A 24,754-nucleotide genomic window follows, 5' to 3' on the forward strand; every position below is an offset into this window, starting at 1 on the left:
CCGGCCCGACCCCGTCGTCGCCGGGACCGTCGGACCCGGGCACGCCCGGTGGCTCGGGCACGATCGTCGGGGCACAGTCCGGCCGGTGCATCGACGTGCCGAACTCGTCGCAGACCAACGGCACCCGAGTACAGCTCTACGACTGCAACGGCCAGACCAACCAGCAGTGGACCTACACCGGCGGCAAGCAACTGCAGGTGTACGGGAACAAGTGCCTCGACGCGAACGGGCAGGCCACGGCCAACGGCACCGCGGTGATCATCTGGGACTGCAACGGCCAGACGAACCAGCAGTGGAACGTCAACTCCAACGGCACCATCAGCGGCGTGCAGTCCGGCCGGTGCCTGGACGTGTGGGGCACGGCCAACGGGCAGCAGATCCAGCTGTACGACTGCCACGGCCAGTCCAACCAGCAGTGGCGGACGAACTTCGGCAGCGGTCCCACCTCATCGCCCTCGGCCTCGCCGTCGCAATCCCCGGGTGGGTCGTGCTCGCTCCCGTCGACCTACCGCTGGTCGTCGACCGGTGCCCTGGCGAACCCGCAGAACGGCTGGGTCTCGCTCAAGGACTTCACCAACGTGGTCTACAACGGCAAGCACCTGGTCTACGCGTCCAACGTCAACAGCAGCGGCTCGTACGGCTCGATGAACTTCAGCCTGTTCACGAACTGGTCCGACATGGCCTCGGCCAGCCAGACCGGGATGAGCCAGGGCACCGTGGCGCCCACGCTGCTGTACTTCGCCCCGAAGAACATCTGGGTGCTGGCATACCAGTGGGGACCGACCTCGTTCAGCTACAAGACGTCGAGCGATCCGACCAACGCCAACGGTTGGTCCTCGGCACAGACGCTCTCCACCGCCAGCCTCCCCGACGCCCCGTACGGCGTGATCGACCAGACCCTCATCGGCGACGACCAGAACATGTACCTCTTCTTCGCCGGGGACAACGGCAAGATCTACCGGTCCAGCATGCCGCTCGGTAACTTCCCGGGCAGCTTCGGCTCGAACTACACGACGATCATGAGCGACTCGACCAACAACCTGTTCGAGGCGGTCGAGGTCTACAAGGTCCAGGGCCAGAACCAGTACCTGATGATCGTCGAGGCGATCGGGAGCCAGGGGCGCTACTTCCGCTCCTTCACCTCCAACAGCCTCAGCGGCTCGTGGACCCCGCAGGCCGCCAGCGAGAGCAACCCCTTCGCCGGCAAGGCCAACAGCGGTGCCACCTGGACCAACGACATCAGCCACGGTGACCTGGTCCGCACCAACCCCGACCAGACCAAAACAATCGATCCGTGCAACCTCCAGTTCCTGTACCAGGGCAAGAACCCCAGCGCGGGAGGCGACTACAACCTGCTGCCGTGGCGGCCGGGTGTGTTGACACTGCAGCGGTAGCGACCGGAACAAGTCCACCTGCTGACCGCTCGGGCGTGTCCGGCGCTGCCATGGCGCCGGGCACGCCGCCCGTTTGCCCGGCCGGGCGGTAGACGTCCGAACGTCGATCCGACAAAGGACAGAACGAGGCTCGCCTCACGGCTGGGCGCCGACCCGATCGTGGTGAAAGCTTCGAGCACCGATATGACCAGCCGCTCGATCGTCAGACACGTAGTAGTTCAAGCTTCTACTGGCAGGCGTAGATACACCCCCCTCGTCCTCCAGCGGCACCCCGCGGTTGAAGCCGGACACCCGCCGCTATTTTTCCACGTAGTGGTACCGGCAGGACAGGATCTCCAACTGGTCCGAAGCTCCTGCGATTCGGTACACCAGCCGATGTTCTTCGTTGATCCGCCGGGATGCCCATCCCGAGAGGTCGCCTTTGAGGAGTTCGGGCTTGCCGATACCGCCATCCTCGCCGCGCTGAATATCCTTGATCAACGTGTTGGTCCGCTTGAGGACCTTTCGGTCAGCCGTCTGCCAGCTGACGTACTCGTCCCACGCGCTCGGGTGCCATACGAGTTTCACCTACGAGGCTCCGCGTCATCCCCGATCAACTCGCGCACAACACCTTCGCCCGCTTCCATCTCCGCCATCCGGCGCCGCAACTCGCGGCCGTTGGCGCCCCGAGACAGGTACTCGGTTTCCCGCCAGGCGTCGTACTCACTCTTACGCATGACCACCAGCGGCTCGTGCCCGCTTCGGGTAACGACAAGATCTTCGGCGTCGTCCTCGATGGCGTCGAACACGTTGGCAAGGTTGGCGCGCAGGTCGGACGCGGTTATGACCTTCATGACCCCCCCTAGGTTGTACGCTATACCGTACAACCTTGCCTCCGGCTTGGCCACGCAGGAAGCCGCAGAAACCTGATCATCGACTCGACAGGCACCCGATCGTGCCTCGTCGATCGGGCACACAGGTAGTAGTTGCCGCTTGAACCGGCACGCGTAGACGCAGCCGCGGGTGATCTCCAGGGCGTTGAACCTGTCCCACGTGAGCGCGAAGCCGGGGAAGTCGTCGAGATCCCGCTGCTTCGCCTTCCCGGTCCGCTTCACGTTGCCGGCGGCGTCCCGGTAGGCCAGCCCGGTGATCCCAGCCGGGTCCCCCTTCGCGTCGACCAGGCTGAGCAGCGTTGACTGACCCTCTCCGATCGCCGCCATATCCCAGCCCGCATCGAGGGTCTGCACCGGCTCCGCGGTGGCGTGCCGATCCACTGCGGTTCACTGGTCCGGTCAGCCTTGTCGAAGATCGCTTCGGCGCTGTTCAACGCCGTCGCGCAGGCCTTCACGTCGCCGCCGACGGCATCGCCTTGGGCTTCAAGCACGGCTGAAGCGGACGAGGTGACCGCGGAGACGCTACGGCGGGTCGGTCGGCACGTCAGTGACATGACGGCCGAGTTCCACGAGATGCCGATGGTCGGCGGCTACCGGACGATGGTCCGCCGATACGTGGAGGATCGCCTGGCCGAGATGCCCGACAGCGGCGACGCCTTTCATCGATCGCTACTCGGCCTGTATAACGACGTGACCGAACGTAGCGGTGGTCGGGTCGGCGTGCTCTCGGTGCTCGCCGAGGCGATGCGCGTACCGGTGGAGACCATGCAAGCCTGCCTGCAGGTGGCCCGGCGGCCGGGGCCGCTGACCACGGATCGGGGAAGTGATGGATGACGAGACCGAACTGAGAACACGGTTGGCGGGCACCGATCCGGTGGTGGCCGGCTTGGTCCTGGCAGCCTTCCACGGCGACGAGGAACTGGACGCGACACTGGCCACCGGTACGGCCCCGCAACCGCTGACGAAGGACGGCGACGCCGAACCCGGTGCGACGGAATCGCCGGACGTCTTCCTGGAGTCGATCGAGGTCGCCGGCTTCCGTGGAGTCGGCCGGGCAGCCACCTTGCCGTTGCGGCCACGGCCGGGACTCACCCTGGTGATCGGACGCAACGGTTCCGGCAAGTCGAGTTTCGCCGAGGCGGCCGAGCTGGCGCTGACCGACGACTCGATGCGCTGGGCCGGTCGGCCGGTGGTGTTCCGGGAAGGCTGGCGCAACCTGCATCACGACGGCGACACCGAGATCACGGTCCGGCTACGCCTCGGCGGTGAACACCCGCCGGTGACCATCCGCCGGCACTGGGACGCCTCGGCGAAGAACCCGGAGGATGCCACCCGGCAGCCCGCGGTGGCGCCGGCCTGGCTCGGAAAAGTCGGCCTCTACCGGCCGTTCCTCTCGGCCCGGGACCTGGAGCGGGTGATCACCGCGAAGCCGGCCGAACTCTACGACTCGCTCGCTCCGATCCTCGGTCTCGGCCCGTTGGCCGCCGCCGACACCCGGCTGCAGGCACGGCGCAAGGAGCGCGAGGACCGCGTGAAGGCGGTCAAAGCCGGTTTCAGCCAGCTGAAGGTCCAACTCGCCGAGGTCGGTGACGACCGTGCAGGGCAGGCGCTCAAGGCGCTCGGCAGCCGGGCCGGCAGGGCTGATCTGACCGCGTTGACACGGTTGGCGGCCGGTGACGGGGAAGGCACCGACGCGGCGGTTGCGGCCGCCGCACGCCGGTTGCTCGACGACGATCTGCCGGATCTCGCGTCCACACTGGACTCACTGGCGGTGGCGCAGGAGGACGCGGATCGGCTCGGCGGCAGCCGGTCGGCGACGGCCGGGCGTACCGCGGATCTGTTGCGCAGGGCGCTCGAGCACCACGCGGCGGAAGGGGATCAACGGTGCCCGGTGTGCCGTACCGGGCATCTCGATGCGGTGTGGCGGGCCGAGGCGCAGGCGGCGGCGGTACGGCTGGAGGCCGCCGCCGCGGAGTCGCGGTCGGCGACCGGCCGGGTCGAGACCGCCCGGCGGGCGGTTGAGGAAAACCTCGCGCTGGTACGCCGGGAGCTCAGCCGGGCCGGGAACGCGCTGGCCGGCGTGTTGCCGGAGCCGGCCGACCGGCTGCGCGAAGTGCTGTCGGAGCTGCCCGGAACGGCCGCAGGGGTGGCGGCCGTACGGGTGGCCTGGGAACGTGTCGTGACGGCCTACGCGGAACTAGTCGAGGCCGCGACCCGCTGGCTGGTCCGGCGGCAGAATGTCTGGCAGGAACCGGCCGCGGCGCTGCGCCGGTGGTTGGCCGCCGCCGAGGTGGTCCAGACCGAGGCAGGAGAACTGAGTCGGCTGGTGGCGGCACGAGCCGCGCTCGGCGCCGCGCTCGGCGGGATCCGCGGTGAGCGACTGGCGGCGTTCGTCGGGCAGTCGGAGCACATCTGGCGGCGGCTGCGCCAAGAGAGCAACGTCGAACTCCGAGAGATGCGGATGGAGGGGGCCAACACACAACGGCGGGTGCGGTTCCCGGTGGCCGTCGACGGCTCCGAGGCGAATGCGCTGGCCGTGATGAGCCAGGGCGAGCTGCACGCCCTCGGCCTGTCGGTGTTCCTGCCGCGGGCGGCGGCCGAGGCCAGCCCGTACCGGTTCGTAATCGTGGACGACCCGGTCCAAAGCATGGACCCGGCAAAGGTGGACGGGCTGGCCGAGGTCCTCGGCGAGATCGCGAAGAGCCGGCAAGTCGTGGTTTTCACCCACGACGATCGGCTGCCGGAGGCGATCCGGCGGCTCGGGCTGGAGGCGACAGTCTGGGAGGTGAGCCGGCGGGCCCGGTCGGTGGTCGACCTGCGGATGGCCGACGACCCGGCCGACCGGTACCTGGCCGACGCGTTCGCCTTGGCCGCGGCGCAGTCGCTGCCGGACGACGCACGGTATCCGGTGGTGGCTGGTTTCTGCCGGTCGGCGCTGGAGGCTGCATCCATGGACGCCTACCGGGCACGGCGTTACCGGGAGGGCGCCACGCATCGGCAGGTGGAGCGGAAGCTGGCCGCGGCTAACACCGCGCATCAGCGGCTCACCCTGACGCTGCTCGGCGATCTCAAACGAGGCGATGAACTTTATCCATACCTCGACCAGACATACGGTAGTTGGGCCGCCGACACCTTGCGCGCGGTGGCCGAGGGTGCGCACGGCACCCGGCGCGCCAGTATGACGACGTTGGTCAAGAGCACTTCCGACCTGGTGGAGAGGCTCCGATGAGCACATACCTGGCGACTGCGGACCGGCTGTTGACCTCCACCGTGCCGGGTGCCCGGGGGACGTGGCCGCGGGCCTGTGCCTGGCTGCTGCGGCTGGAACTGGAGGCGGCGCTCGACCGGTTCTGGGCACGGGTTCGGCCGGAGATCGGCGCGGTCCGCGCACAGCGGCCCAAGTTGCTGATGCTGCCGGCGTACGCGGGTGAGGAGATCGCCCGACGGGCGGGTTATCTGTGGTGGGCGCTGTCCCGGGCCGGGCACCATCACCGGTACGAGCTGGGACTGACGATCGGCGAACTGCTGCGGTTGCGCGCCGAACTGGTCGTGGTGGCCGAGCGCCTGCAGGACGCCGCCGTGGCCGGGCCGCGATGAGCGGCAGCTGGCAGCAGAGCCGGGAGGTGCCGGCCGAGCTGGTTTACCGGAGCCTGTTCAGCTCGGCCGAGCCCGATCTACGGTCGCGGGCGGCGGAACTCTTCGCCGCCTGGGCTACGGGCAAGAACGTGCCGGTCAGCGCGGCAGAACTGCTGACCGGCGGTGCTGCGGAAGCGGAGGCGGACGACACGCACCGTTTCGTACGGGGCAGCGTCGGGGCGTACACCGACCGGTCGACCGGCCGACGGCTGCAGGCGGCGGTGTTCCGACTCGAGGAGCGGCTGGCCGATGGAAACCGGTGGACCACCTCGCTGCGCCTCGCAGTGCCCCATCAGGCCGAGCAGGCCGCTCTTTTCCCGGAGACGGACGCGCCGGCGACGTTGTTCGGCGCCGAACCGCCGTGGCCGCAACGGTCCTGGGTGTGGCTGGACCTGGAGCACCACCGGGCTCCGGAGACCGCACCGGTGCGGCCGGGCAGTCCGCGGCTGATCCGTGACCTGCTCGCCGAGGTCGAGGGCACGGACGCATCGCTGCCGTTGACATCGGAGGTTCTCGACATCACCGAGAGCCACGTCGATGAGCTCCGCGGCTGGCTGTTCGACCCCCGCCGCCGGGTTCCGGTGATCGTCTTCAGTCCTGATCAGCAACAACCGGAGGACCAGGCGCGCTTCGCCAGACGTCTCGCCCGGGATGTCACCGGGGTGGCCGTGGTGGTTCGGTTGCACAATGTCGCCGCGGCGGCGGTCTTCAACCGCCGGGCCGGTACGCATCTGCAGGTGTACGGCGGCGCGATGCGGACATATCTGCCGGGGCTGACGCCGAACGAGCCGTTTCCAAGGCGGCACCGCATCCTGTCCGCCACCAGCATGCGTGCGCTCGGGCAGCGGTCGGCCAACGCCGTACGGGACCAGGTTCTGACCCTGTCCACCCGCCGCCCGCCGCCCGCGTCCTACGTGCTGGTCCGCCGCGCTCTGTCGCGCGGGTCCGCAGCGCGGACCATGCCGGATCGGCGGCCGCCAGCCGCGCATCCGGCGTTGTTCCCGACCCCCGGCGAACCGACCGTACTCCCCGGCATCACCAGGAGTGTCAACTTTCCCGAGACGCCGGCGCCAGCCGAGACCGCCGAGGGGAACCGGCTGCTGCGGGCCACGCTCACGCTGGCCGGCGTTGATCCGAGCGCGATCGCGCTGGTCGGCGAGCCAACCGACGTCGAGGCCCTGACCGCGGAGCGTCTCGCCCTGCAGGACCTGCTGCTGCGATCGATGGCGGCGAACGCCGAGGCCGGCGAGAAACTCGCGGAGGCCGGTGCGGAAATCACGATGCTGTACGCCGAGATCGACGACCTGACCGTTCAGCTCACCGAGGAGCAGAAGGTGCGCGGGGAGGTCGAGGACCTGCGGCTGGGCTCGGAGCTCGGCGAGATCGAGCTGACCGACCTGGAACGGGACAACGAGCGGCTGCGTGCCCGGATCCGCTGGCTCGAATCCGAGCTGACCGCCCATCACGTGCACGTCGCCGGCCAGGAGACTCCCGGTCAGATGATTCTGCCCGGCAACGTGGTCGAGACGCTCGAACTGGCGGCCCGGTTGCCGTTCCTGTCCATCGGGGCCACCTCGGACGCGGCGGCCGGACTGGACGTGCATCCCCAGGCGGAGCGGTGGGCAATCAAGATCTGGCAGGCGCTCGCGGCGCTGAATGCCTACGCCGAGGGGCGGGCGACCGGCACCTGGACCAATTCGTTCCTGGCCTGGTGCAAAGCGCCTCCGTCGGGCGGCGCCGCGGTCCCGGCGACGTGGGTTGCGCTGAACGAATCCGAGACGACCACGACCACGCCGAGGTTGCGGGAAGCGCGCACCTTCGCGGTGCCGGTCCACGTGGAGGCGTCGGGTCGGGCCTATATGCAGGCCCACATCAAGATCCAGCAGGGCGGTACGCCGTGTCCGCGGATCCACTTCCACGACGACACCGGAGGCCGGACTGGACGCATCCATATCGGCTACGTCGGTGACCACCTTCCCACCGCAAGCTTCCGCTGACCCGGAAGCTGACGCGATTCATGTGGCCGAACCCAACCGAACGGAAGCCAAAGGTAGCCATTCAGTTACTTCTCGTGATATTCGTGGCGAAGTTCCTCACTGGGGAGGCTGTCGATGCGGATTCTGGTTCTCTCCGACCATGGTGGTAAGCAGTCGGGTCAGACCATTGCCCAGTTGCGCGACGCCGAGACAACCGTGGCCGCCTGGCACGACTCGTACTCGCGGGCCCGCCAGGATCTCGACGCGAGCCGCCGCCGCAAGTCGTGGTGGCGGCGGCTGCTGGAGGTATCCACGGCCGAGGAGCGGCCGGCGTCGGCCCGGATCCGGCAGGCGTGGCAGGGCGTGGCCGCGGCCGATGCGGGCCGGCAGCGTCTCGATGGGCGGGCGCGGCAGCAGGCGGCCGGTGTGTCGGGCGAGGAAGCCCTCCAACGCGGGTTGTCCGTTCTGGACGATTCATGGGTGATGATTCGCGGCTATCGCAACCGTCGGGGTGAGACCGATCATGTGCTGGTCGGCCCTGGTGGGGTGTGGGTCGTCGAGGTCAAACGGCGCCGGATCCGATTGCACGCCGCGGGTGAGCAGTGGTGGTACGAGAAGTTCGACTCCTATGGCAACCTCGTCGACAAAGGCTTGGCCGTAGACGGTGGCGGGCGCAGTTGGGCACGGCAGGTCAACGACGTCGCGGCCGACCTCCGCGCCTGGCTGGCCCGCAACGACCTGCCCGTGCCGATCCGCACCGCCGTCATGATCATGCACGAGCAGGCGACCCTCGGCCGATTCGGGAACCCGACGGTGCACGCCATCGGCACCCATCCCGCACATCTACTCGCAGCGATCGACCGGCATGCCGTCGCCCTCGACTCGCAGTCATGCGAGAGAATCGTCGCGCTGATCCGCCGCGACCACCAGTTTCACGAGCGACGGCGCGACGGATCCGGCGGCCGAGGTGACAGACGGGGGTGAAAATGCTCGACCTGCGAGATGTCGTCAAGCAATGCGCTGAACGGCTGGAGCGTTTCCAGCGGAATCCGCACCGGCTCGGGGAGCAGAACACCAAGGCGAGCCTGATCAGCCCGATCATCGAAGCGCTCGGCTGGGATCTGCGAGATCCCGACGAGGTCTCCCACGAATACCGGCGCAGAGGCACCGACAACCCGGTCGACTACGCCCTCCTGCTCCTGCGCACACCAAAGCTGTTCATTGAGGCGAAAGGCCTCGGCGAGAACTTGGACGTACCGCGCTGGGCCAACCAGACGATCGCGTACGCGACAGCCGCCGGAGTCGAGTGGGTCGCGCTCACCGACGGCATGCAGTGGCGGATCTACAATGCGCACGCCCCCGTACCCATCGAGCAGAAACTATTCAAGGCCGTCCGCATCGACGACCCCGAGCGGGCCATCGAACTGCTCAGCCTGCTGAGCAAGGACAACATGCGAGACAACCGGATCGGCGAGCTGTGGAACGGCTTTTTCGTCGACCGTCAGGTTCACGCCGAGCTGACCAGCATGTTCAGCGGGACCGAGCCGGCGCCCGAGCTTGTCGCCTTTCTCGACCGGCGCTTGCCCCGGCTGACCACCGACGAGATCCGCACGAGTCTCATGCGGGCCCGCGCCACCTTCGATTTCCCGACACCGGTCGGCCAGCCCGTCCTACTTTCCGGCACCGCGGAGAACCCGCCGCCGCACCCCACGATCACCACACCGTCCGCCCTGCCGAGTAACGACAGGCCCGCCGTCGGCCGCCGAGCCCGGCAGGCGGTGACCTCGCAGGAACGACTGATCAAGGTGACCGACATGATCGCCACCGGGCGCCTCCGGCCAGGAGCCGCCCTCCACGGTGACTATCGCGGTATCACCCATCACGGTGAACTACTCGCCGACGGCCGAGTCCGCTACAACGGACAGATCTACTCGACGCTGTCCGCAGCGGGTCGCGCGGCCAAGCTGGAGACTCTTGGATTTGACGCACCCGAGTCGAAGATCTCAACCGATGGGCTCGACTTCTGGCACACCACCGACTCGATCAGCGGCGACGTGGTCCGCATCAAGGAGATCCGACGCCGAACCGCCCGAGACCTCGACAGCAGCCGTGATCCGGGCGGCATGTGAACCCGACGCCCGCACAAGGCGCTTCCCATGGCGCCTGTTCGCCGTGTGGCCATCGCGGTCCGGGCAACGGTGGGCAGAACATCATTGGGTGGAGGCGCCCCGCTTACGGAGAGCGTTGAACTGAGCACATTAAGCCTCGACCTGAATCGATGTCGTGGTTAGCCTGAGTTTCACGGACGTGGCTCCCTGAGGCTTGCCGGTCAGGCGTTGAAGACGTACTCCAGCGTGTAGGCGCTGGCGTCCAGCACCATCTCGTTGACCTCCACGCACCGCCGGGTGCTGGTGTAGGCGTGCCGGGTCACCGCGATGACCGGGGTGCCTCGGGGCAGGCTCAGCGCCTCCGCCTCGCCGTCCGTCGGCATCCGACACAGCAGTGTCTCCCGGAACGTCTCCGGCCCCAGCCCGGCCTCCGCCATCCGCGCGTACATGCCGCCCGGTCCAGGGCCGGTGTAGCCCACGGCGGGAGCAACGGCCACCACGTCCAGCGGGATATAGCTCGTTGCGGTCTGGACGATGCGGTCTTCGATGGCGAAGCGGCGGGCACGAGTCAGCACAGCCGCCCCAGGCGGCACGCCGAGCGCCTCCGCGATCCCCTCGGAGGCCGGGGCCTCCTCCACGATCACGTTGACAACGCGGAGCCGCCCGTTGGTGTCGTGGTCCTGAATCGACTTTCCCTCAGCCCACCAGGACTTCGCGAGCCGCTTCGGGGACGAGCGGAGGACGCGCCCAAAGGTGCGGACGTAGAGGCCCTTGCCGTGCCGGGAGACGATCACACCGTCAGCACGGAGGAGGTCAACAGCTTTGGCGACGGTGCCGGTGGGGACCCCGAAGCGCTGGGCGAGGTCCCGAACGGTCGGCAGGCGGTCGCCCTCGACCAGCCGCCGCTCTTCGATGTCGGCACGGATCGCGTTCGCCACGTCTCGGTAAGCCGGTTCACCCATGTGTTCACACTACCCGTGTTCAGAGTGAACAGTCCTTTAGTGTTCACAGCCCTTCCAGCTCAGATAGATCGAAGGTGCGGGCTCGAAGCTACTGCACCTGGGCCGGACGGAGGGCAGGGGCCGTGAAGGCGATTCTGGTGGTGGGTCCGCGTGAGCTGCCGAGCGAGGGCGAGGTCCGGGTGTGGCTGGACACGGGCAGCAGGAGCGGGTACGAGATCTCGGTCCCCGCTCGTGACCTCGCGGTGGCCGACATGGACGACGGTAAGGGCACCTCGGCGATCTACGCCCTGAGGGAACGCGAGTGCCGGGGATAAGGCAGCCGGTGAGCAGCGAGCACACCGAGGGGCACCCGAGCTGGAACTGCCGGGCCTGCGGCGCTCCGCGGCCCTGCGAAACGGCCAGGGCTGAACTGTCGGCCGCTGGAGGACCCGACGGCACTGCGCATCCTGATGTGGGACCTACTGGAGGAGGCCGCCCGAGACATGCCGCGCACCCCAGCAAAGGACTTGTTCGAACGCTTCCTCCACTGGACCGGGTGACCTCGGCAGGGAAGGGGGTGGTCAGCGCTTTCAAAGACACGCCTGGACAGGTGGTAGTTGGCGCTTGTACCGGCACGCGTAGATGGAGCCGCGGATGATCTCCAGGGCGTTGATCTTGCCAAACTTCAGCGCGAACCCCGGGAAGTCGTCGAGGGGCCGCTGCTTGGCCTCGCCGGTCCTCTTCACCGCGCCGGTCGCATCCCGGTAGGCCAGGCCGGCGATCCCTGCCGGGTCGCCCTTCGCGTCCACCGGTCTGATCAGCGTGGACTGACCCTCACCGGTCGCCGCCGTGTCCCAGCCGGCGTTGAGCGTCTGCACCGGCTCGGCGGTGGCGTGCGCGCCCCGGCCAGTTGCGCGACATTGGGCCCGTCCGCCAAGCCCCTGATCTGCTTCAACTCCTCGGCCAGCGCGGCCGCGTCAGGAGAATAGAAAGACCAGAGCACGAGGGTACGGACATTGCCGGCCTCGCGGATGTGTCGAGCGGTCTCCTCGACGGACTCGCCAAAGCGGACCTCGTAGCCGGTCTCGGTGTCGTGATGGCCGAGGGCGTCGAGGAGCGCATGGAAAGCCGTAGGTCACCGCCTTGCGGTGACGCAGCACCAGAACGAGCTCCAGACCGGCCATGCCCGACTCTGCCAGCACCCGCCCGGCCTCGCATCCCGACGCCTTCAACGCGGACGGTGACCGCATCATCAACCGTGACCACCCGGGAGCACACGAGTTGGCGCCCAACGCCTGGCGGGCCGACGCACCACTCGACCATTGGCGCCTGTTCGGCCTGGACAGATCCGGGGTCCACATCGCCGACGACCTTTCGAACCTGGATGAGATTGTCGGTGCCGTTCTGCGAGGATTGGGACGATGACACCCGACGAAGCCGTACACGCGATGGCCGTCCGCCTGAGTCTCGTCGACTGGGAGCGCCGAGGCGACAAAGCCTGGTCGAAGGCAGCCCTTCTCAAAGAGTACTTCCGTCGGGCGGCGCGTTGGGCGATCGCGTACGGCTGCGACACCCGCGTGCCGTTCTTCGACATCGCCGCATGCGTCAATTCCAGCATTCGAGCCGATCAGAATGAGATAGACCATTTGCTGGAGAAGATCGTGGCCGGGCGCGGGGGCTGGAACGCCAAGCAGATGGCACCCTTCATCCTGCATTGGGCTGCTCTGCGCGCCACGCCAGACATCGCCCTTCCTCCAGAACTGGAGGATCCCTTCGAACCCATAGTTCTGTTGTTCGAACGCGGCGGAGGCTTCCACACCGAGCACGGCGAGGTCAACCTCGAGTGGCTCTCCGTCCCGACGTCGGGTTGGCGCAAGCGAGCAGACGCGCCTCCGATGCTCGCCTTCACTCCCGAAGTTCTCGACGAGATCGACCGAGCCGGATCGATCGCGCAGTTCGGCCACGTCATCGAGCCCCTGTAGCCAGCGCCGCAAGGTCACGTCGCCATCAGGACGGACATGTAGTCGTTCACATTGCTACGGGCATGCGTAGACGCAGCCGCGGGTGACCTCCAGGGCGTTGAACCCGTCCCACTTGAGCGCGAGACCGGGGAGGTCGTCGAGCGGTCGCCGCCGGGCCTTGCCCATCCGCGTAGCTCATCGGTCACCGTGCAGGTAGCGGGTCACCATGTCGACCAGTTCGGCGGCGAAGACCTCCTCCGGGATGGTCCGCGGCGCGGCCATCAGCTTATGTGTGTTCAGCTCCACCGTGGTCACGATCAGCTCGGCCGCGGTGTCCAGGTCGGTCACCGAGACGTCGGGGTGGCGCGCCAGCAGGTCGCGTACCTGGGCGACTCGGCTGCGGCCGTGGCGTTCCATCGCCTCGACAAGTTCGGGCGAGACCCGGGCCTCCTCGATCATCATGCGCAACAGGGCCGGGTCATCGCGGTGGTTGTCGATCGCGTCGCGGACCAGCGCTCGGATCGCCACGGGCAGCGAGCCGGGGGACAAATCGACGTCGCCGGCATCGGTCCATTCACCGCGGTCGAGGTGCCGCACCAGCAGCGCGGCCAGGATCGCGTCCTTGTTCGGGAAGTACTGATACAGCGAGCCGATCGAGATCCGGGCCCGTTCGGCGATGCGGTTGGTGGTGCCGGCGGCGTAGCCGTGCTCGGCGAAAACGTGAGCAGCGGCGGTCAGGATGCGTTGCCGGGTCAGCTCGGCGCGCACCTGGCGGGGCTTGCGACGTGGCTGTAGACGGCGGTCGGCCGGCGGCATGCGGTGGTCCTTCCGGGACGCGAAAAGCGAGTAGCCAAAGAGTTGAACTATTGCTCACAATACTGCTGTGAGCTGGGATAACAAGACTCTTAACCGACTGTCGACGGCGGCCGAGGTGGAGGCCGTCGTGGGACGGCCGGCACCGATGATCGCGCGGAAGGAGATCAGCGCCCTCGACGCGGGCTGCCGGGCGATCCTGGACCGGTGCCCGGCCGCGGCCTTCGGCTACCGCGACGTCGGCGGCACGAGCCGCACCACGTTCATCGGCGGCGCGCCAGGATTCGTCCGGGTCCTCTCCGCCACCCGGATCTCGTTCTTCCTGACCGAGCCGGGCGAGCCGTACGGTCCGGTGTCGTTCTTCTTTCTCTTGCCGGGCGTCGGCGAGGTCCTGCGGGTCAACGGCTCGGTAACCGGACGCAAAGGCACGTGCGTCACCGTTGGCGTCGAGCAGGCCTACGTGCACTGCGCGCAAGCCATCATGCGGTCGCGGCTGTGGCAACCGCCGCCTGCGCCCGGCCCCGGGCCGGTGGCGCTCGCCGGCGACGACGGTCCCCTGCACGGGCCAGGGGTGGGCCAGTTCCTGGCCGCAGCGCCGTTCCTCGCCCTGTCCACCTGGGACTCCGTCGGCGGCAGCGATACCAGCCCGCGCGGCGACCAACCCGCGGTGACGCGCATCCTGGACGGCCGGACCCTGGTCATCGCCGACCGTAGGGGCAACAAACGCGCCGACGCGCTGCACAACCTGGTGGACGACGACCGGCTCTCGTTCGCCGCGCTCGTGCCGGGGCGCAGCGGGGTGCTGCACGTCCGCGGACGCGGCGCGATCACCGACGACGCCGCGTTGCTGGCGACGATGGCGCTGCGCGGGATGCCGCCACACCTGGCGCTGGTGATCGACGTCGAGCACGCCGAGGTGAGCGGCAGCGACGCCGTGGCCCGCGCCCAACTGTGGTCGCCCGGCACACACCTGGACCGGGATACCGCTCCCGATCTGGTGGCGATCGCCGGCGCGCACCTCGCCGGCGAATCGGCCGCCGCGAGCCGCCTTGTCAAGGTCATCAAGGCGATTCCCGGGATGAGCCGCCTGCTGCGGCGGGCGATGAACCGGGCGTACCGGTCGGGGCTGGGCAGGGAAGGCTATGCGGACATCGAGCCGGGCGGTGAGGAACCGGCCGCTGGCGGCCTTTCCGAGCGACCGGTACGCGTGGTCGAGGTGCGCCGGGAGACACCGGGCACGGTCACTCTCGTGCTGGCGGACGTCGGCCCGACGCCGGGCTCCTTCGACTTCCGGCCTGGCCAGTTCTTCACACTCATCGCCGACATCGATGGCCGGCCGGTGCGGAGGGCGTACTCGGCTTCGTCGGCTCCCGGCTCACCTCGCCTCGAGGTCACCGTCAAGCACGTGGACGGCGGACACTTCTCCGGCCACGTGCATCACGGTCTGCGAGCCGGTGACCGGCTCGCCGTACGCGGACCGTCCGGATCGTTCCACGCCGGACCGCACCCGCTCGTGCTGGTCGCCGCGGGGAGCGGCGTCACCCCGATGATGAGCATGATCCGCACGCGGCTCGCCGACCGTGCCGAGGGCGGTCGGATCGACCTGCTCTACAGCAGTCGCCGCGCCGAGGAAATCATCTTCGCGAGCGAGTTGAGCCAGCTGGAGCGGGAGAACCCCGGCCGGCTGTCCGTGACCCATGTGCTGACCGAGCGGGACGGGCGACTCGGCGCGGAGGGCGTACGCCGCTGGCTCGACCACCTCGTCCCGACCGACGGCGCCCACTACTATCTCTGCGGACCGGAACCGCTGATGGACGTGGTCCACGCCGTGCTGACCGAACTCGCCGTGACCGGCGAACGGGTGCACCGTGAGCGATACACCAGTGCGGGCAACGGCGGGAAGACGGCGACCGTGCCACAGGAGATGACCGTCGAACAGGGCGGACGACCTCTCGGCACGGTGGTTGTCGATCCCGGGCAGACCCTGCTCGACGCGGGCCTGGCGGCCGGCCTGCCGATGCCGCATTCGTGCACCGTCGGTAGTTGCGGAGAATGCATGGTGCGGCTGCGCGACGGCGATGTCGCGCAGAACGAGCCCAACTGCCTGACCCCGCAGCAGCGGGCCGCCGGCTACGTGCTGGCGTGCATCGGCTGCCCACTGTCGAAGGTCACCCTGGACATCGCCGAACCGGGACCGGAATGACGGCGGATCCCGACCTCGCCTGGAAGCGTCGCCCCGTCGGTTACCGAACAGCGCGACTCGAGACCGTTCAGCACAGCCGTCATTCCGAGCTGCGGCTCTCTATGACGTGGAGCAGGACCGGTGGATGTTCTGGCTCATGGTGTATCCGGATGTCGGCGGCCTGATCATTCCGACGATCACGGCGACCCACCCGAGTGGCCGGCGTGGTCAGTCGGTCTCCGCGAAGATCGGCCGGCCGTCGATGCTTGCCGCGTTCTTCACCCGGCGGTACTCCGCGAGGTCCGCGCCGGTCCGCCGCGAGTGGGAGCGCAGGAGCAGATCGCGGTCGCCCTCGTAGGACATCAGCGGCACCGCGTAGCCGCACGAGTCGCTGACCCGCTCGACGGCGACGTCGATCACCGAGCGGACGCCGTGGGTGTCCGGCGGCGCGGGGAACAGGCGCAGCAGGCCGGCGAACTCCGGTTCGGTGACCGGCACGGCGCGCCCGCGTCCGTGCAGCCGGACGATGTTCGGCGCGCCCTGGAAGGCGCAGAACATCAGGGTGATCCGCCCGTTTTCGTCCAGGTGGGCGATCGTCTCGGCGCCGCTGCCGTGGTAATCGAGGTAGGCGACGCGGTGCTCGCCGAGGACCGCGAATGTGCCGCCCATCCCCTTGGGCGAGACGTTGACGTGCCCGCCGGGCCCGGCCGGCGCGGTGGCCACGAAGAACATCGGCTGCGCCTCGATGAATGTCCGCAGCCGCCCGTCGATTCGTTCATGCACCTTCATGGGTCGATCCTGTCGCGCCGCGGCAAGACGATCCACCGTGTTCCCAGATTCGCGCTCACCGCCCCGGGTGACCGGACGGCCACCGGAATCGGGGGGCTGACCTGCCCGTACCCAAGATAAACGCGCGAAGCGCACGTTTTGCTCACCCGAATCCCAGCCCGGCCGGTGCGGAATCCGGATACAGGACGTGAGATAGACGTCTAGCGATGATCTCCGCGCTGCCGCATCGTCATTGGCAGCAACCGGCGGACCGAGGAGGCCAACGCGATGGATAGCCGTTACGAGGCGTTCTGCATGGCCAGCCCGCTGTTCTACGACGCGCTCCGGTCCGCGACCAACGCCGGGGTGTCGTTCTCCACCGCGAACCGCGCGCTGCCGGACGGCTGGCGCCGCGAGGAGCAGGACGACTGGCTGGTCTTCCTTCCGGAGAACCTGGACCTGCCGATGCAGGGTTGGAAGATCCACGTGTCGGCCTGCCTGGACAACGCGGAACGCGTGCTGGACAAGGTGTGGGACTACTGCGTGCCGCGCGGCCTGGAGTTCAAGTTCCTGCGCTCCAGCCCGGCGCTGTGGTTGCGCAGCTCCAAGTACGCCCCGCGCGGCTACAGCGGCAAACTGGTCACCATCTACCCGCCGGACGAGGACGCCTGTGAGCGCGTCCTGACCGAGCTGGGCGAACTGCTGCGGGGCGAGCCCGGCCCGTACATCCTCAGTGATCTGCGCTGGGGCGAGGGGCCCCTGTACGTGCGGTACGGCGGCTTCGCCTCCCGGTACTGCGTCGCCGACGGCGGCCAGGTGGTGCTGGCGATCGCCGACGACAAGGGTGAGCTGGTGCCCGACCGCCGCGATCCGGTCTTCTACGTGCCGCCCTGGGTGAGTCTGCCCGACTTCCTCGCTCCGCACCTGGCCGCGCGCAACGCCGTCACGGTCGCCGACCTGCCCTACACCGTCGAGAGCGTGCTGCACTTCTCCAACGGCGGCGGGGTGTACCTGGGCCGCGACACCCGCACCGGCCGGCAGGTGGTGCTCAAGGAGGGTCGCCCGCACGCCGGCCTGGACAGCACCGGCGCCGACGCGGTCGCCCGGATCGACCGGGAGCACGAGGTGCTGCGGCGGCTCGCCGGGGTGCCGGGTGTGCCGGAGGTGTACGACCTGTTCGACGTCGGCGACCACCGGTTCATGGCGATGCAGCACGTGGCGGGCCGGCCCCTGCACCGCGCCCTGGTGCGGCGTTACCCGCTGATCGACGTGGGCGCCGTGCCGGAGGACTTCGCGGCGTACGCCGAGTGGGCGACGAAGGTCCACGGGCAGATCGAGAAAACCCTGCACGGCATCCACGAGCGTGGCGTCGTCTACGGCGACCTGCACCTGTTCAACATCATGATCGACGATGACGACACGGTGACCCTGCTGGACTTCGAGGTGACCTCGCTGGTCACCGACAACGCCCGGCCGGGCCTGGGGAACCAGGGATTCGCCGCGCCGTCCGGGACCACCGGCGCCGACGTCGACCGGTACGCCCTGGCGTGCCTGCGGCTGGCGCTGTTCCTGCCGATGACACAGCTGTTGTGGCTCTCCCGGGCCAAGGTGCACCACTTCGCCGAGATCATCGCCGAGCACTTCCCGGTGCCCGACGGGTTCCTCGCCGAGGCGGTGCGGGTCATCGCTCCCCCGCCGGCGGCGTCGCCGCAGCCGGAACCGCTGCCGCCGATGACCCTCGACGGCGACTGGCCGAGCCTGCGCGACCGCATGGTGCGCGGCATCCTGGCCAGCGCCTCCCCGGAACGCGAGGACCGGCTGTTCCCGGGCGACATCGAGCAGTTCCGGCTGAACGGCCTCGGCCTGGCCTACGGCGCCGCCGGTGTGCTGCACGCCCTGTCGGTGACCGGCGCACCCCGGCAGCCCGAGCTGGAGGAATGGCTGCTGAACCGGGTGAAGAAGCCACCGCACGGCACCATGCTGGGGCTCTACGACGGCCTGCACGGGGTCGCCTTCACCCTCGACCACCTCGGCCACCGCCAGCAGGCCCTGGATCTGCTCGACATGTGCCTCAGCGACGACTGGCAGAGCCTCGGCCTGGACCTGCTGGGCGGCCTCGCCGGCATCGGCCTGAACCTGGCCCACTTCGCCGACCGCACCGGCGACGCCGGCCTGCGGGAGCTGGCCCTGCGGGCGGCGCAGCTGGTCGGCGAGCGGCTCGGTGACGTGGAGTCGGTTCCCACCACCAGCGGGCTGGCCAACCCCTACGCCGGGCTGTTCCGCGGCTCGTCCGGACCGGCCCTGCTGCTGATGCGGGCCTACGACCTCACCGGCTCGCCGGACTATCTCGACCGGGCCGCTGTCGCCCTCCGGCAGGACCTGCGGCGCTGCGTCACCCGCGACAACGGTGCGATGGAGGTCGACGAGGGCTGGCGCACCATGCCGTACCTGGCCGCCGGCAGCATCGGCATCGGCATCGCCCTGGACCAGTACCTGGACCGCCGGTCCGACGACGAGTTCGCCGCCGCCGGCGAGTCCATCCACCAGGCCGCACAGGCGCGGATGTACGTCCAGTCCGGCCTGTTCGCCGGGCGCGCGGGCATCGTGCTCTACCTGGCCGGCCGTTCCGCGGACCCGCGTACCGACCCCGCGGTGGCCGCCCAGGTGCGCGGCCTGGGCTGGCACGCGATGCCGTACGCCGGTGGTCTCGCCTTCCCGGGCGACCAGCTGCTGCGCCTGTCGATGGACGTCGCCACCGGCACCGCCGGGGTGTTGCTCGCCGTCGGCGCGGCGCGCTCGGACACCCCGGTCCACCTGCCGCTGATCCCGCCCGCCAAGGCGGCGCGGCCCCGAGTTCCCGTGTCCGGACGGCACGGGTTGGTATCCCCGATCCTCTGAAGGAGGAACACATGGCACTTCTCGACCTGCAGGGCCTGGAGATGACCGGCGGCCCGGAGACCGGCGGCGGAAGCAGCAGCAGCACCGGCTGCGGCGTCGAAAGCACGGCGAGCCTCGTCGTCTGCGCCGCCAGCTCGCTGAGCCTGGTCACCTGCCACTGACGCTCCCGGCAGGCAGCGGCCGCGAACGGGACCTTCCCGTTCGCGGCCGCCCCGCCGTATCCGCGGGCACCCGGCCTCCGCGGTGCACGCGTCGTCCCCGGGGAAGGAACGGACATGCTGACGTTCGGCGCCGTGGTCCGGCGGAGCCGGCTCTGGCTCCCGCTGATCGCGCTGACCGCGCTGGCCGGCTCGGCCAGCACGCTGGCGCTGCCCACCGTGCTCGGCCGCGCGGTCGACGCGGTGATCGGCGGCGACGACGACCAGCGCTGGCTGCTGTGGGCGGGCGCGCTGATCGCGGTGGGGGTGCTCGTCGACGTGGCCGACGCGTTCATCGCCGGCGCCTGTGTCGCGGACACCACGGCGTGGCTGCGCAGGCGCCTGGTGGGCCACATGCTCCGGCTGGACGCGCGGGGCGCCGGCCGGTTCGAGGTCGGCGACCTGGTCAGCCGCGTGTCCGGGAACGCGCCGGACGCCGCGCAGGCCGGCCCGGGCGCCGTGCTGGTGGCCACCGCCCTGCTGCCACCGGTGGGCAGCCTCGTCCTGCTGTTCGTCATCGATCCCTGGCTGGCGGCCGCCTTCGTCGGCGGGGTGACGCTGGTGGCGGTCGTGCTGGTGCTCTTCACCCGGCGCACCTCCCGGTTGCTGTCCGGCTACCAACGCGTCCAGGGCACCATCGCCGCCCGGCTGGCCGAGTCACTGACCGGCGCCCGCACCATCGCGGCCGCCGGCACTCTGGACCGGGAATGCCGGCGCATCCTCGACCCGCTGCCCGAGCTGCACGCCCAAGGCCTGCTCACCTGGCGCGCCCTTGCCCGGGCCAGCGCACAGGCGGGCATCGTCGGGCCCCTGGTGCTGGTCGCCGTGCTCACCGCTGGCGGCCTGGCCCTGAACGCCGGCCGGATCAGCGCGGGCGAGCTCTTCGCGGCCAGCCAGTACGCCATGCTCGGGGCGGGGCTGGGCACCCTGACCGGGGTGCTGAGCCGGTTGGCCCGGGCCCGCGCCGGGGTCGGCCGGCTGGCCGAGGTCTTCGCCGTCGATCCGCTGGAGCACGGCGCCGGCCAGCTGCCCCCCGGGCCGGGCACGCTGCGGTTCGAGGCGGTCACCGTCGCGGACGCGGAACGCACCGTGCTGGACGGTGTCGACCTCAGCATCCCCGGTGGCACGTCGGTCGCGGTGGTGGGCCGCTCCGGCTCGGGCAAGTCGGTTCTCGCCGCGCTCGCCTGCCGCCTGCGCGACCCCGACGCCGGAACGGTGTCGCTGGACGGGGTGCCGCTGCCGGCGCTGGAACACGCCGCCAAACGCGACGCCATCGGCTGCGCGTTCGAGCGCCCGGTACTGGTGGGGACGACCCTCGGCGACACGATCGGACTGGGCCGCGGTCCCCGGTACGCCGAGTCGGCCGCCCGGGCGACCCAGGCGCACGACTTCATCAGCCGCCTGCCCGAGGGGTACGCCACGCCCCTGTCACAGGCGCCCATGTCCGGTGGCGAGGCGCAGCGGCTGGGCCTGGCCCGCGCCTGGGGCGCACAGCGGCTGCTGGTCCTCGACGACGCCACGTCCAGCCTGGACGCCGTCACCGAGATGCGGATCCAGCAGGCGCTCGACGGGGACGACGGCCGCCGTACCCGCCTGATCGTCACCCACCGCGGCTCCGTGGCGGCCCGGGCCGACGTCGTGGTCTGGCTCGACGCCGGCCGGGTACGCGCCGTGGGCCCGCACCTGTCGCTCTGGGCCGACCCGGCCTACCGGGAGGTGTTCGGATGAGACGCGAGCTGCGTCTGTGCGTGTCGTCCCTGTCCCGCCGGCCGCTGGCCGCGCTGGCCGCCTGGTCGGTGCCGGAGGCCCTGCCGACCGCGCTCAGCGGGCTGGCCGTGGCCCGGGCCCTGGACGACGGGTTCCTGGCCGGGCGACCGGGGACCGGCCTGGCCTGGCTGGCGACGCTGATGCTGGCCGCCGGGATCGGCGCGGTGGGCGCGCGCCAGGTGTACCGGCACCTCGGCGACCTGGTCGAGCCGTTCCGTGACCGGCTGGTCCGGCTGGTCGTGCGCGGGGCGCTGAGCCGCCGGACGGCCGGCGGCACGGAGGACGGGGCGGTGGCCCGGGTCACCCATCAAGTGGAGATCGTCCGTGACTCGTACGCCGGGCTGATCGTGGTGATCCGCACGTTCCTGGTCACCACGCTGGCGGCGATCATGGGGGTGCTCGTCCTGGCGCCCGTCATCGTCGCCCTGATCCTGCCGCTGTTCCTGCTCGGCGTCGCGGCCTTCGCCGGCACACTGGGCCTGGCCGCGTCCCGCCAGCGGGCCTACCTGGCCGCCGACGAACGGCTGGCGACCGTCTCCGGCATGGTGCTGGCCGGCGTCCGCGACCTCGGCTCGCTCGGCGGCGAGGCGCACGGCGCCGCCCTGGTGGACACGCCGGTCCGGGAACAGGCCGCGGCCGAACGCGCCCTGGCCCGGGTGGCCGCGGTACGCACCGTCGCGTACGCGCTCGGGGGCTGGCTGCCGCTCGTGGCGCTGCTGGCCGCCGCTCCCACGCTGGTCGCGCACGGTCTCACCGCGGGGACCGTGGTCGGCGGCCTGACCTACGTGCTGCGCGGACTCCAACCGGCGCTGGGCACCCTGGTGCAGGGGGTCGGCGGCAGCGGTCTGCGACTGGTCATCACGCTCGGCCGGATCCTGGACGGCGCCGCGCCGGCTTCCGCCGCGCCGGCCGTCTCCCCGCCTCCCGCCGGACACGACATCGTCCTGCGCGGCGTCACGTTCGCCTACGGGCCGCACGCCGAACCGGTCCTGCGCGGCCTCGACCTGCGGGTGCCGCCCGGCGACCACCTGGCCGTGGTCGGGCCCAGCGGGGTCGGCAAGTCGACTCTCGCCAGTCTCGTCTGCGGCCTGCTGGACCCGGACTCGGGCGAGATCACGCTCGGTGGCGTGCCGGTGCGCCGGGCGTCCCGCCGGGACCTGTCCCGCGCCCGGGTGCTGATCCCGCAGGAGGCGTACATCTTCACCGGCACAGTCCGGGAGAACGTCACCTACCTGCGCCCGGACGCCGAGCCGGCCGACGTCGCGGCCGCGCTGCGGGCCGTGGGCGCCGATCGGCTGACGGCCCGGCTGGGCGGCCCGGACGCGCCGGTCAGCCCGGATCGGCTGTCCGCCGGTGAGCGGCAGCTGCTCGCGCTCGCCCGCGCGTATCTGGCCGCGGCGCCGGTGACCGTCCTCGACGAGGCGACCTGCCACCTGGACCCGGCCGCGGAGCGGCAGGCCGAGGAGGCGTTCGCGGCGCGGGGCGGAACACTCGTCGTGATCGCGCACCGCACCAGCTCCGCTCTGCGGGCCCGCCGGGTGCTGGTTCTCGACGGCAGGTCGGCCGTGCTCGGCACGCACGAGGAGGTGGTCCGGGCGTCCGCGCTCTACCGCGACCTGCTCACCCCGTCGGGCGCGCGGTGGCGTGCCGGCCGGTCAGACCCAGCCGGCCTCTTCGGCCCGCCGGATCGCCTCGACCAGCGTCCGCCCGCCGGTCTTCGCCGTGATGCGTGACAGATAGTTGCGCACGGTGCCGTCGGTGAGGAAGAGCCGGGCCGCGATGTCCTTGGCCGGCACACCGTCGGCGGCCAGGAGCAGCACGTCGCGCTCCCGGTCGGTCAGGGGGTGAGTGGGCGCGGTCAGGGCGGCGACGGCGATGTCGGTGTCCAGCACGCTCTGACCCCGGGACAGCCGGCGCACGCTGTCGATGAATTGGCCCGGGGACGCGTCGGTGGTGAGCAGTCCGACGCGGGGCACCATGCGGGCCAGGGCCGCGCCCGCGAGGCTCGGCGTCGCCCGGTCCATGACGACCAGGAGCCGGCATTCGGGGACGGCCTCGCTCAGCCTTTCCCAGGTGTCGTATATTTCGGACTTCTCTTGCATCGCATAATCAAGAATGGCGACATGCGGATCCTCCCGCAGGGCCGCCGGGGTGATCTCGTCACAGCTTCCCAGTTCAGCGACGACGCGTATGTCGCTCTCCTCCTCCAGAACGTGAGCGAGGAGGCGGCGGATGAGCACCCCTCTGTGCGCAACAATGACGCGGATCACTGGACTCTCTCCGAGATCGGGATCGGGAACAACTCTGGCGGTGACCGTCACATTCGACGCGGGCAACCGCATACACCTCCGGAACCGAGCTTCACCGTCGATGTCGACCGTTGCCAAGTCGGCGCCCGTCATGCGACGGCGCGGGCAGGCCGCACGTGTTTACAAGTCTGCAACTTACCGCCATCTATCGATAACCGCACGTGTACGACTGTCGGTTTTTCAGCGAGTCGCACATCGGGCCGCATGCGGTCTTGCGACAGCGAACATAATCAGATAAAGGAACACTCCGGCCCGGGTGGCTAATTGTCGGAAATGCGTTTCGCGTTTTCCGCCGGAACTCCCCGGCCGGCGACCCCGGGCGCCCCGCCCCCGGCTCCACGTGGACGGACCCGACCCCACAGCACGGCGGGCGATCCGGCCCGCCGCGTACCGGCTCGCCACCATCGCATCCCCGCCGACCTGCGAACCGAGACGCTTGCCGAACCCCGGCCGCGGCCGGCCACCGGCGAACCGCAGGCACTGCCCGTCGGGCCGCCGCGCACCCGGCCCGCCTGCCGGCCGGACCCGGCGCACGACCGGCGGCAACGTCCCGCCTACGGCGAATGAATGCGACCGCCCACCGCGTGGCGCCGTTCGGCGGCCCAATGCGTCCGCCGTCATTTACCATCCGCATTGATTTCCCGCCGCGCTCAGTGCCGCGGTTCGGCGACCGCGCTCACGGACCAGCGGGAACACCGCATCTTGGAAGTGGATTCTTCACCGACTGAACCGGACATACCGCCGACCGGACCACGCCGGAAGGGACGAACCGGACCAGCCACGCGACATCGGCATCCATAAAAAGCCCGGCCAAAGAATGCTGAATCGGCAAATCCCGATAAAACCGATCCGGGAGAATAGGCGCCGGCGGGACTCGCGGCCAGCCGTCCGCCGTGGGCTCGTGTCAAGGCCGGGAGCACGTCATCGCGGCG

The 24,754-nt window shown here is 70.0% G+C and carries 22 protein-coding genes; 15 read left to right on the forward strand and 7 right to left on the reverse strand.

Annotated elements, in window-relative coordinates:
* Positions 1-1,394: non-reducing end alpha-L-arabinofuranosidase family hydrolase (locus Asi03nite_RS32035; protein ID WP_203684253.1), on the forward strand; the 1,394-nt coding region annotated here is incomplete at its 5' end.
* A 297-nt stretch (positions 1,395-1,691) separates the two neighbouring features.
* On the opposite strand, the gene Asi03nite_RS32040 is transcribed toward Asi03nite_RS32035, so the two are convergent.
* Together Asi03nite_RS32040 and Asi03nite_RS38190 are read right to left on the reverse strand one after the other, a co-directional pair.
* Positions 1,692-1,961: a Txe/YoeB family addiction module toxin gene (locus tag Asi03nite_RS32040; RefSeq protein ID WP_203684254.1), complete on the reverse strand. Its 270-nt coding sequence runs from the start codon at positions 1,959-1,961 to the stop codon at positions 1,692-1,694.
* Entirely contained in the window at positions 1,958-2,647 is a 690-nt protein-coding gene (locus Asi03nite_RS38190; RefSeq protein ID WP_239103074.1) for a type II toxin-antitoxin system prevent-host-death family antitoxin, read from the reverse strand. Before Asi03nite_RS38190 ends, Asi03nite_RS32040 begins: the two co-directional genes overlap by 4 nt.
* Before the next feature lie 24 nt (positions 2,648-2,671).
* Here Asi03nite_RS38190 and Asi03nite_RS32055 point away from each other — a divergent pair, with 24 nt between their 5' ends.
* The 6 genes from Asi03nite_RS32055 (at position 2,672) to Asi03nite_RS32080 (ending at position 10,007) form a co-directional block, all read left to right on the forward strand.
* Positions 2,672-3,100, forward strand: a complete 429-nt coding sequence (locus Asi03nite_RS32055; RefSeq protein WP_203684255.1) for a hypothetical protein — start codon at positions 2,672-2,674, stop codon at positions 3,098-3,100.
* Positions 3,093-5,495 (forward strand): AAA family ATPase, encoded by a 2,403-nt coding sequence (locus tag Asi03nite_RS32060; RefSeq protein ID WP_203684256.1) that lies wholly within the window; start codon positions 3,093-3,095, stop codon positions 5,493-5,495. The genes Asi03nite_RS32055 and Asi03nite_RS32060 overlap by 8 nt, the downstream gene beginning before the upstream one ends.
* Positions 5,492-5,863: a hypothetical protein gene (locus tag Asi03nite_RS32065; protein WP_203684257.1), complete on the forward strand. Its 372-nt coding sequence runs from the start codon at positions 5,492-5,494 to the stop codon at positions 5,861-5,863. The genes Asi03nite_RS32060 and Asi03nite_RS32065 overlap by 4 nt, the downstream gene beginning before the upstream one ends.
* A complete protein-coding gene (locus tag Asi03nite_RS32070; RefSeq protein WP_203684258.1) occupies positions 5,860-7,899 on the forward strand; it encodes a hypothetical protein in 2,040 nt (679 codons plus the stop codon). Before Asi03nite_RS32065 ends, Asi03nite_RS32070 begins: the two co-directional genes overlap by 4 nt.
* Before the next feature lie 114 nt (positions 7,900-8,013).
* Complete coding sequence (locus Asi03nite_RS32075) at positions 8,014-8,862, forward strand: nuclease-related domain-containing protein (RefSeq protein WP_203684259.1); 849 nt, start codon at positions 8,014-8,016, stop codon at positions 8,860-8,862.
* 2 nt (positions 8,863-8,864) lie between these two features.
* Positions 8,865-10,007: a restriction system modified-DNA reader domain-containing protein gene (locus tag Asi03nite_RS32080; RefSeq protein ID WP_239103078.1), complete on the forward strand. Its 1,143-nt coding sequence runs from the start codon at positions 8,865-8,867 to the stop codon at positions 10,005-10,007.
* A gap of 200 nt (positions 10,008-10,207) precedes the next feature.
* Here Asi03nite_RS32080 and Asi03nite_RS32085 read toward each other — a convergent pair whose 3' ends face one another.
* Entirely contained in the window at positions 10,208-10,948 is a 741-nt protein-coding gene (locus tag Asi03nite_RS32085; protein ID WP_203684261.1) for a GntR family transcriptional regulator, read from the reverse strand.
* A gap of 122 nt (positions 10,949-11,070) precedes the next feature.
* On the opposite strand from Asi03nite_RS32085, the gene Asi03nite_RS32090 reads away from it, so the two are divergent.
* Positions 11,071-11,262 carry a hypothetical protein gene (locus Asi03nite_RS32090; protein ID WP_203684262.1) on the forward strand — a complete coding sequence of 64 codons (192 nt, stop codon included), beginning with the start codon at positions 11,071-11,073 and terminating at the stop codon, positions 11,260-11,262.
* A 255-nt stretch (positions 11,263-11,517) separates the two neighbouring features.
* Here the strand turns inward: Asi03nite_RS32090 and Asi03nite_RS32095 are convergent, their stop codons facing one another.
* Entirely contained in the window at positions 11,518-11,805 is a 288-nt protein-coding gene (locus Asi03nite_RS32095; protein WP_203684263.1) for a radical SAM protein, read from the reverse strand.
* Positions 11,806-12,109: 304 nt separating this feature from the next.
* Between Asi03nite_RS32095 and Asi03nite_RS32100 the strand changes: the two genes are divergently transcribed.
* Entirely contained in the window at positions 12,110-12,352 is a 243-nt protein-coding gene (locus tag Asi03nite_RS32100; RefSeq protein ID WP_203684264.1) for a hypothetical protein, read from the forward strand.
* Positions 12,349-12,909, forward strand: a complete 561-nt coding sequence (locus Asi03nite_RS32105) for a hypothetical protein (protein WP_203684265.1) — start codon at positions 12,349-12,351, stop codon at positions 12,907-12,909. The genes Asi03nite_RS32100 and Asi03nite_RS32105 overlap by 4 nt, the downstream gene beginning before the upstream one ends.
* 174 nt (positions 12,910-13,083) lie before the next feature.
* Here the strand turns inward: Asi03nite_RS32105 and Asi03nite_RS32110 are convergent, their stop codons facing one another.
* Entirely contained in the window at positions 13,084-13,704 is a 621-nt protein-coding gene (locus Asi03nite_RS32110) for a TetR/AcrR family transcriptional regulator (RefSeq protein WP_203684266.1), read from the reverse strand.
* A gap of 67 nt (positions 13,705-13,771) precedes the next feature.
* Between Asi03nite_RS32110 and Asi03nite_RS32115 the strand changes: the two genes are divergently transcribed.
* Positions 13,772-15,904 (forward strand): 2Fe-2S iron-sulfur cluster-binding protein, encoded by a 2,133-nt coding sequence (locus Asi03nite_RS32115; protein WP_239103075.1) that lies wholly within the window; start codon positions 13,772-13,774, stop codon positions 15,902-15,904.
* Positions 15,905-16,111: 207 nt separating this feature from the next.
* Here the strand turns inward: Asi03nite_RS32115 and Asi03nite_RS32120 are convergent, their stop codons facing one another.
* The gene (locus Asi03nite_RS32120) at positions 16,112-16,672 is read right to left on the reverse strand and encodes a pyridoxamine 5'-phosphate oxidase family protein (protein WP_203684267.1); all 561 of its coding nucleotides are present in this window, start codon (positions 16,670-16,672) and stop codon (positions 16,112-16,114) included.
* A 267-nt stretch (positions 16,673-16,939) separates the two neighbouring features.
* Here Asi03nite_RS32120 and lanKC point away from each other — a divergent pair, with 267 nt between their 5' ends.
* From lanKC to Asi03nite_RS32140, 4 genes are all read left to right on the forward strand, one after another.
* Complete coding sequence (lanKC, locus tag Asi03nite_RS32125) at positions 16,940-19,549, forward strand: class III lanthionine synthetase LanKC (RefSeq protein WP_203684268.1); 2,610 nt, start codon at positions 16,940-16,942, stop codon at positions 19,547-19,549.
* Positions 19,550-19,560: 11 nt separating this feature from the next.
* Positions 19,561-19,710 carry a SapB/AmfS family lanthipeptide gene (locus tag Asi03nite_RS32130; RefSeq protein WP_203684269.1) on the forward strand — a complete coding sequence of 50 codons (150 nt, stop codon included), beginning with the start codon at positions 19,561-19,563 and terminating at the stop codon, positions 19,708-19,710.
* A 114-nt stretch (positions 19,711-19,824) separates the two neighbouring features.
* On the forward strand, positions 19,825-21,474 hold the full coding sequence (locus tag Asi03nite_RS32135; RefSeq protein ID WP_203684270.1) for an ABC transporter ATP-binding protein: 1,650 nt from the start codon (positions 19,825-19,827) through the stop codon (positions 21,472-21,474).
* The gene (locus Asi03nite_RS32140) at positions 21,471-23,246 is read left to right on the forward strand and encodes an ATP-binding cassette domain-containing protein (protein WP_203684271.1); all 1,776 of its coding nucleotides are present in this window, start codon (positions 21,471-21,473) and stop codon (positions 23,244-23,246) included. Before Asi03nite_RS32135 ends, Asi03nite_RS32140 begins: the two co-directional genes overlap by 4 nt.
* Here the strand turns inward: Asi03nite_RS32140 and Asi03nite_RS32145 are convergent.
* Positions 23,169-23,849, reverse strand: a complete 681-nt coding sequence (locus Asi03nite_RS32145) for a response regulator transcription factor (RefSeq protein ID WP_239103076.1) — start codon at positions 23,847-23,849, stop codon at positions 23,169-23,171. The two genes, Asi03nite_RS32140 and Asi03nite_RS32145, sit on opposite strands and share 78 nt — an antisense overlap.
* Positions 23,850-24,754: the final 905 nt, after the last annotated feature.

The organism is Actinoplanes siamensis, from assembly GCF_016862395.1.
Classification (GTDB): domain Bacteria; phylum Actinomycetota; class Actinomycetes; order Mycobacteriales; family Micromonosporaceae; genus Actinoplanes; species Actinoplanes siamensis.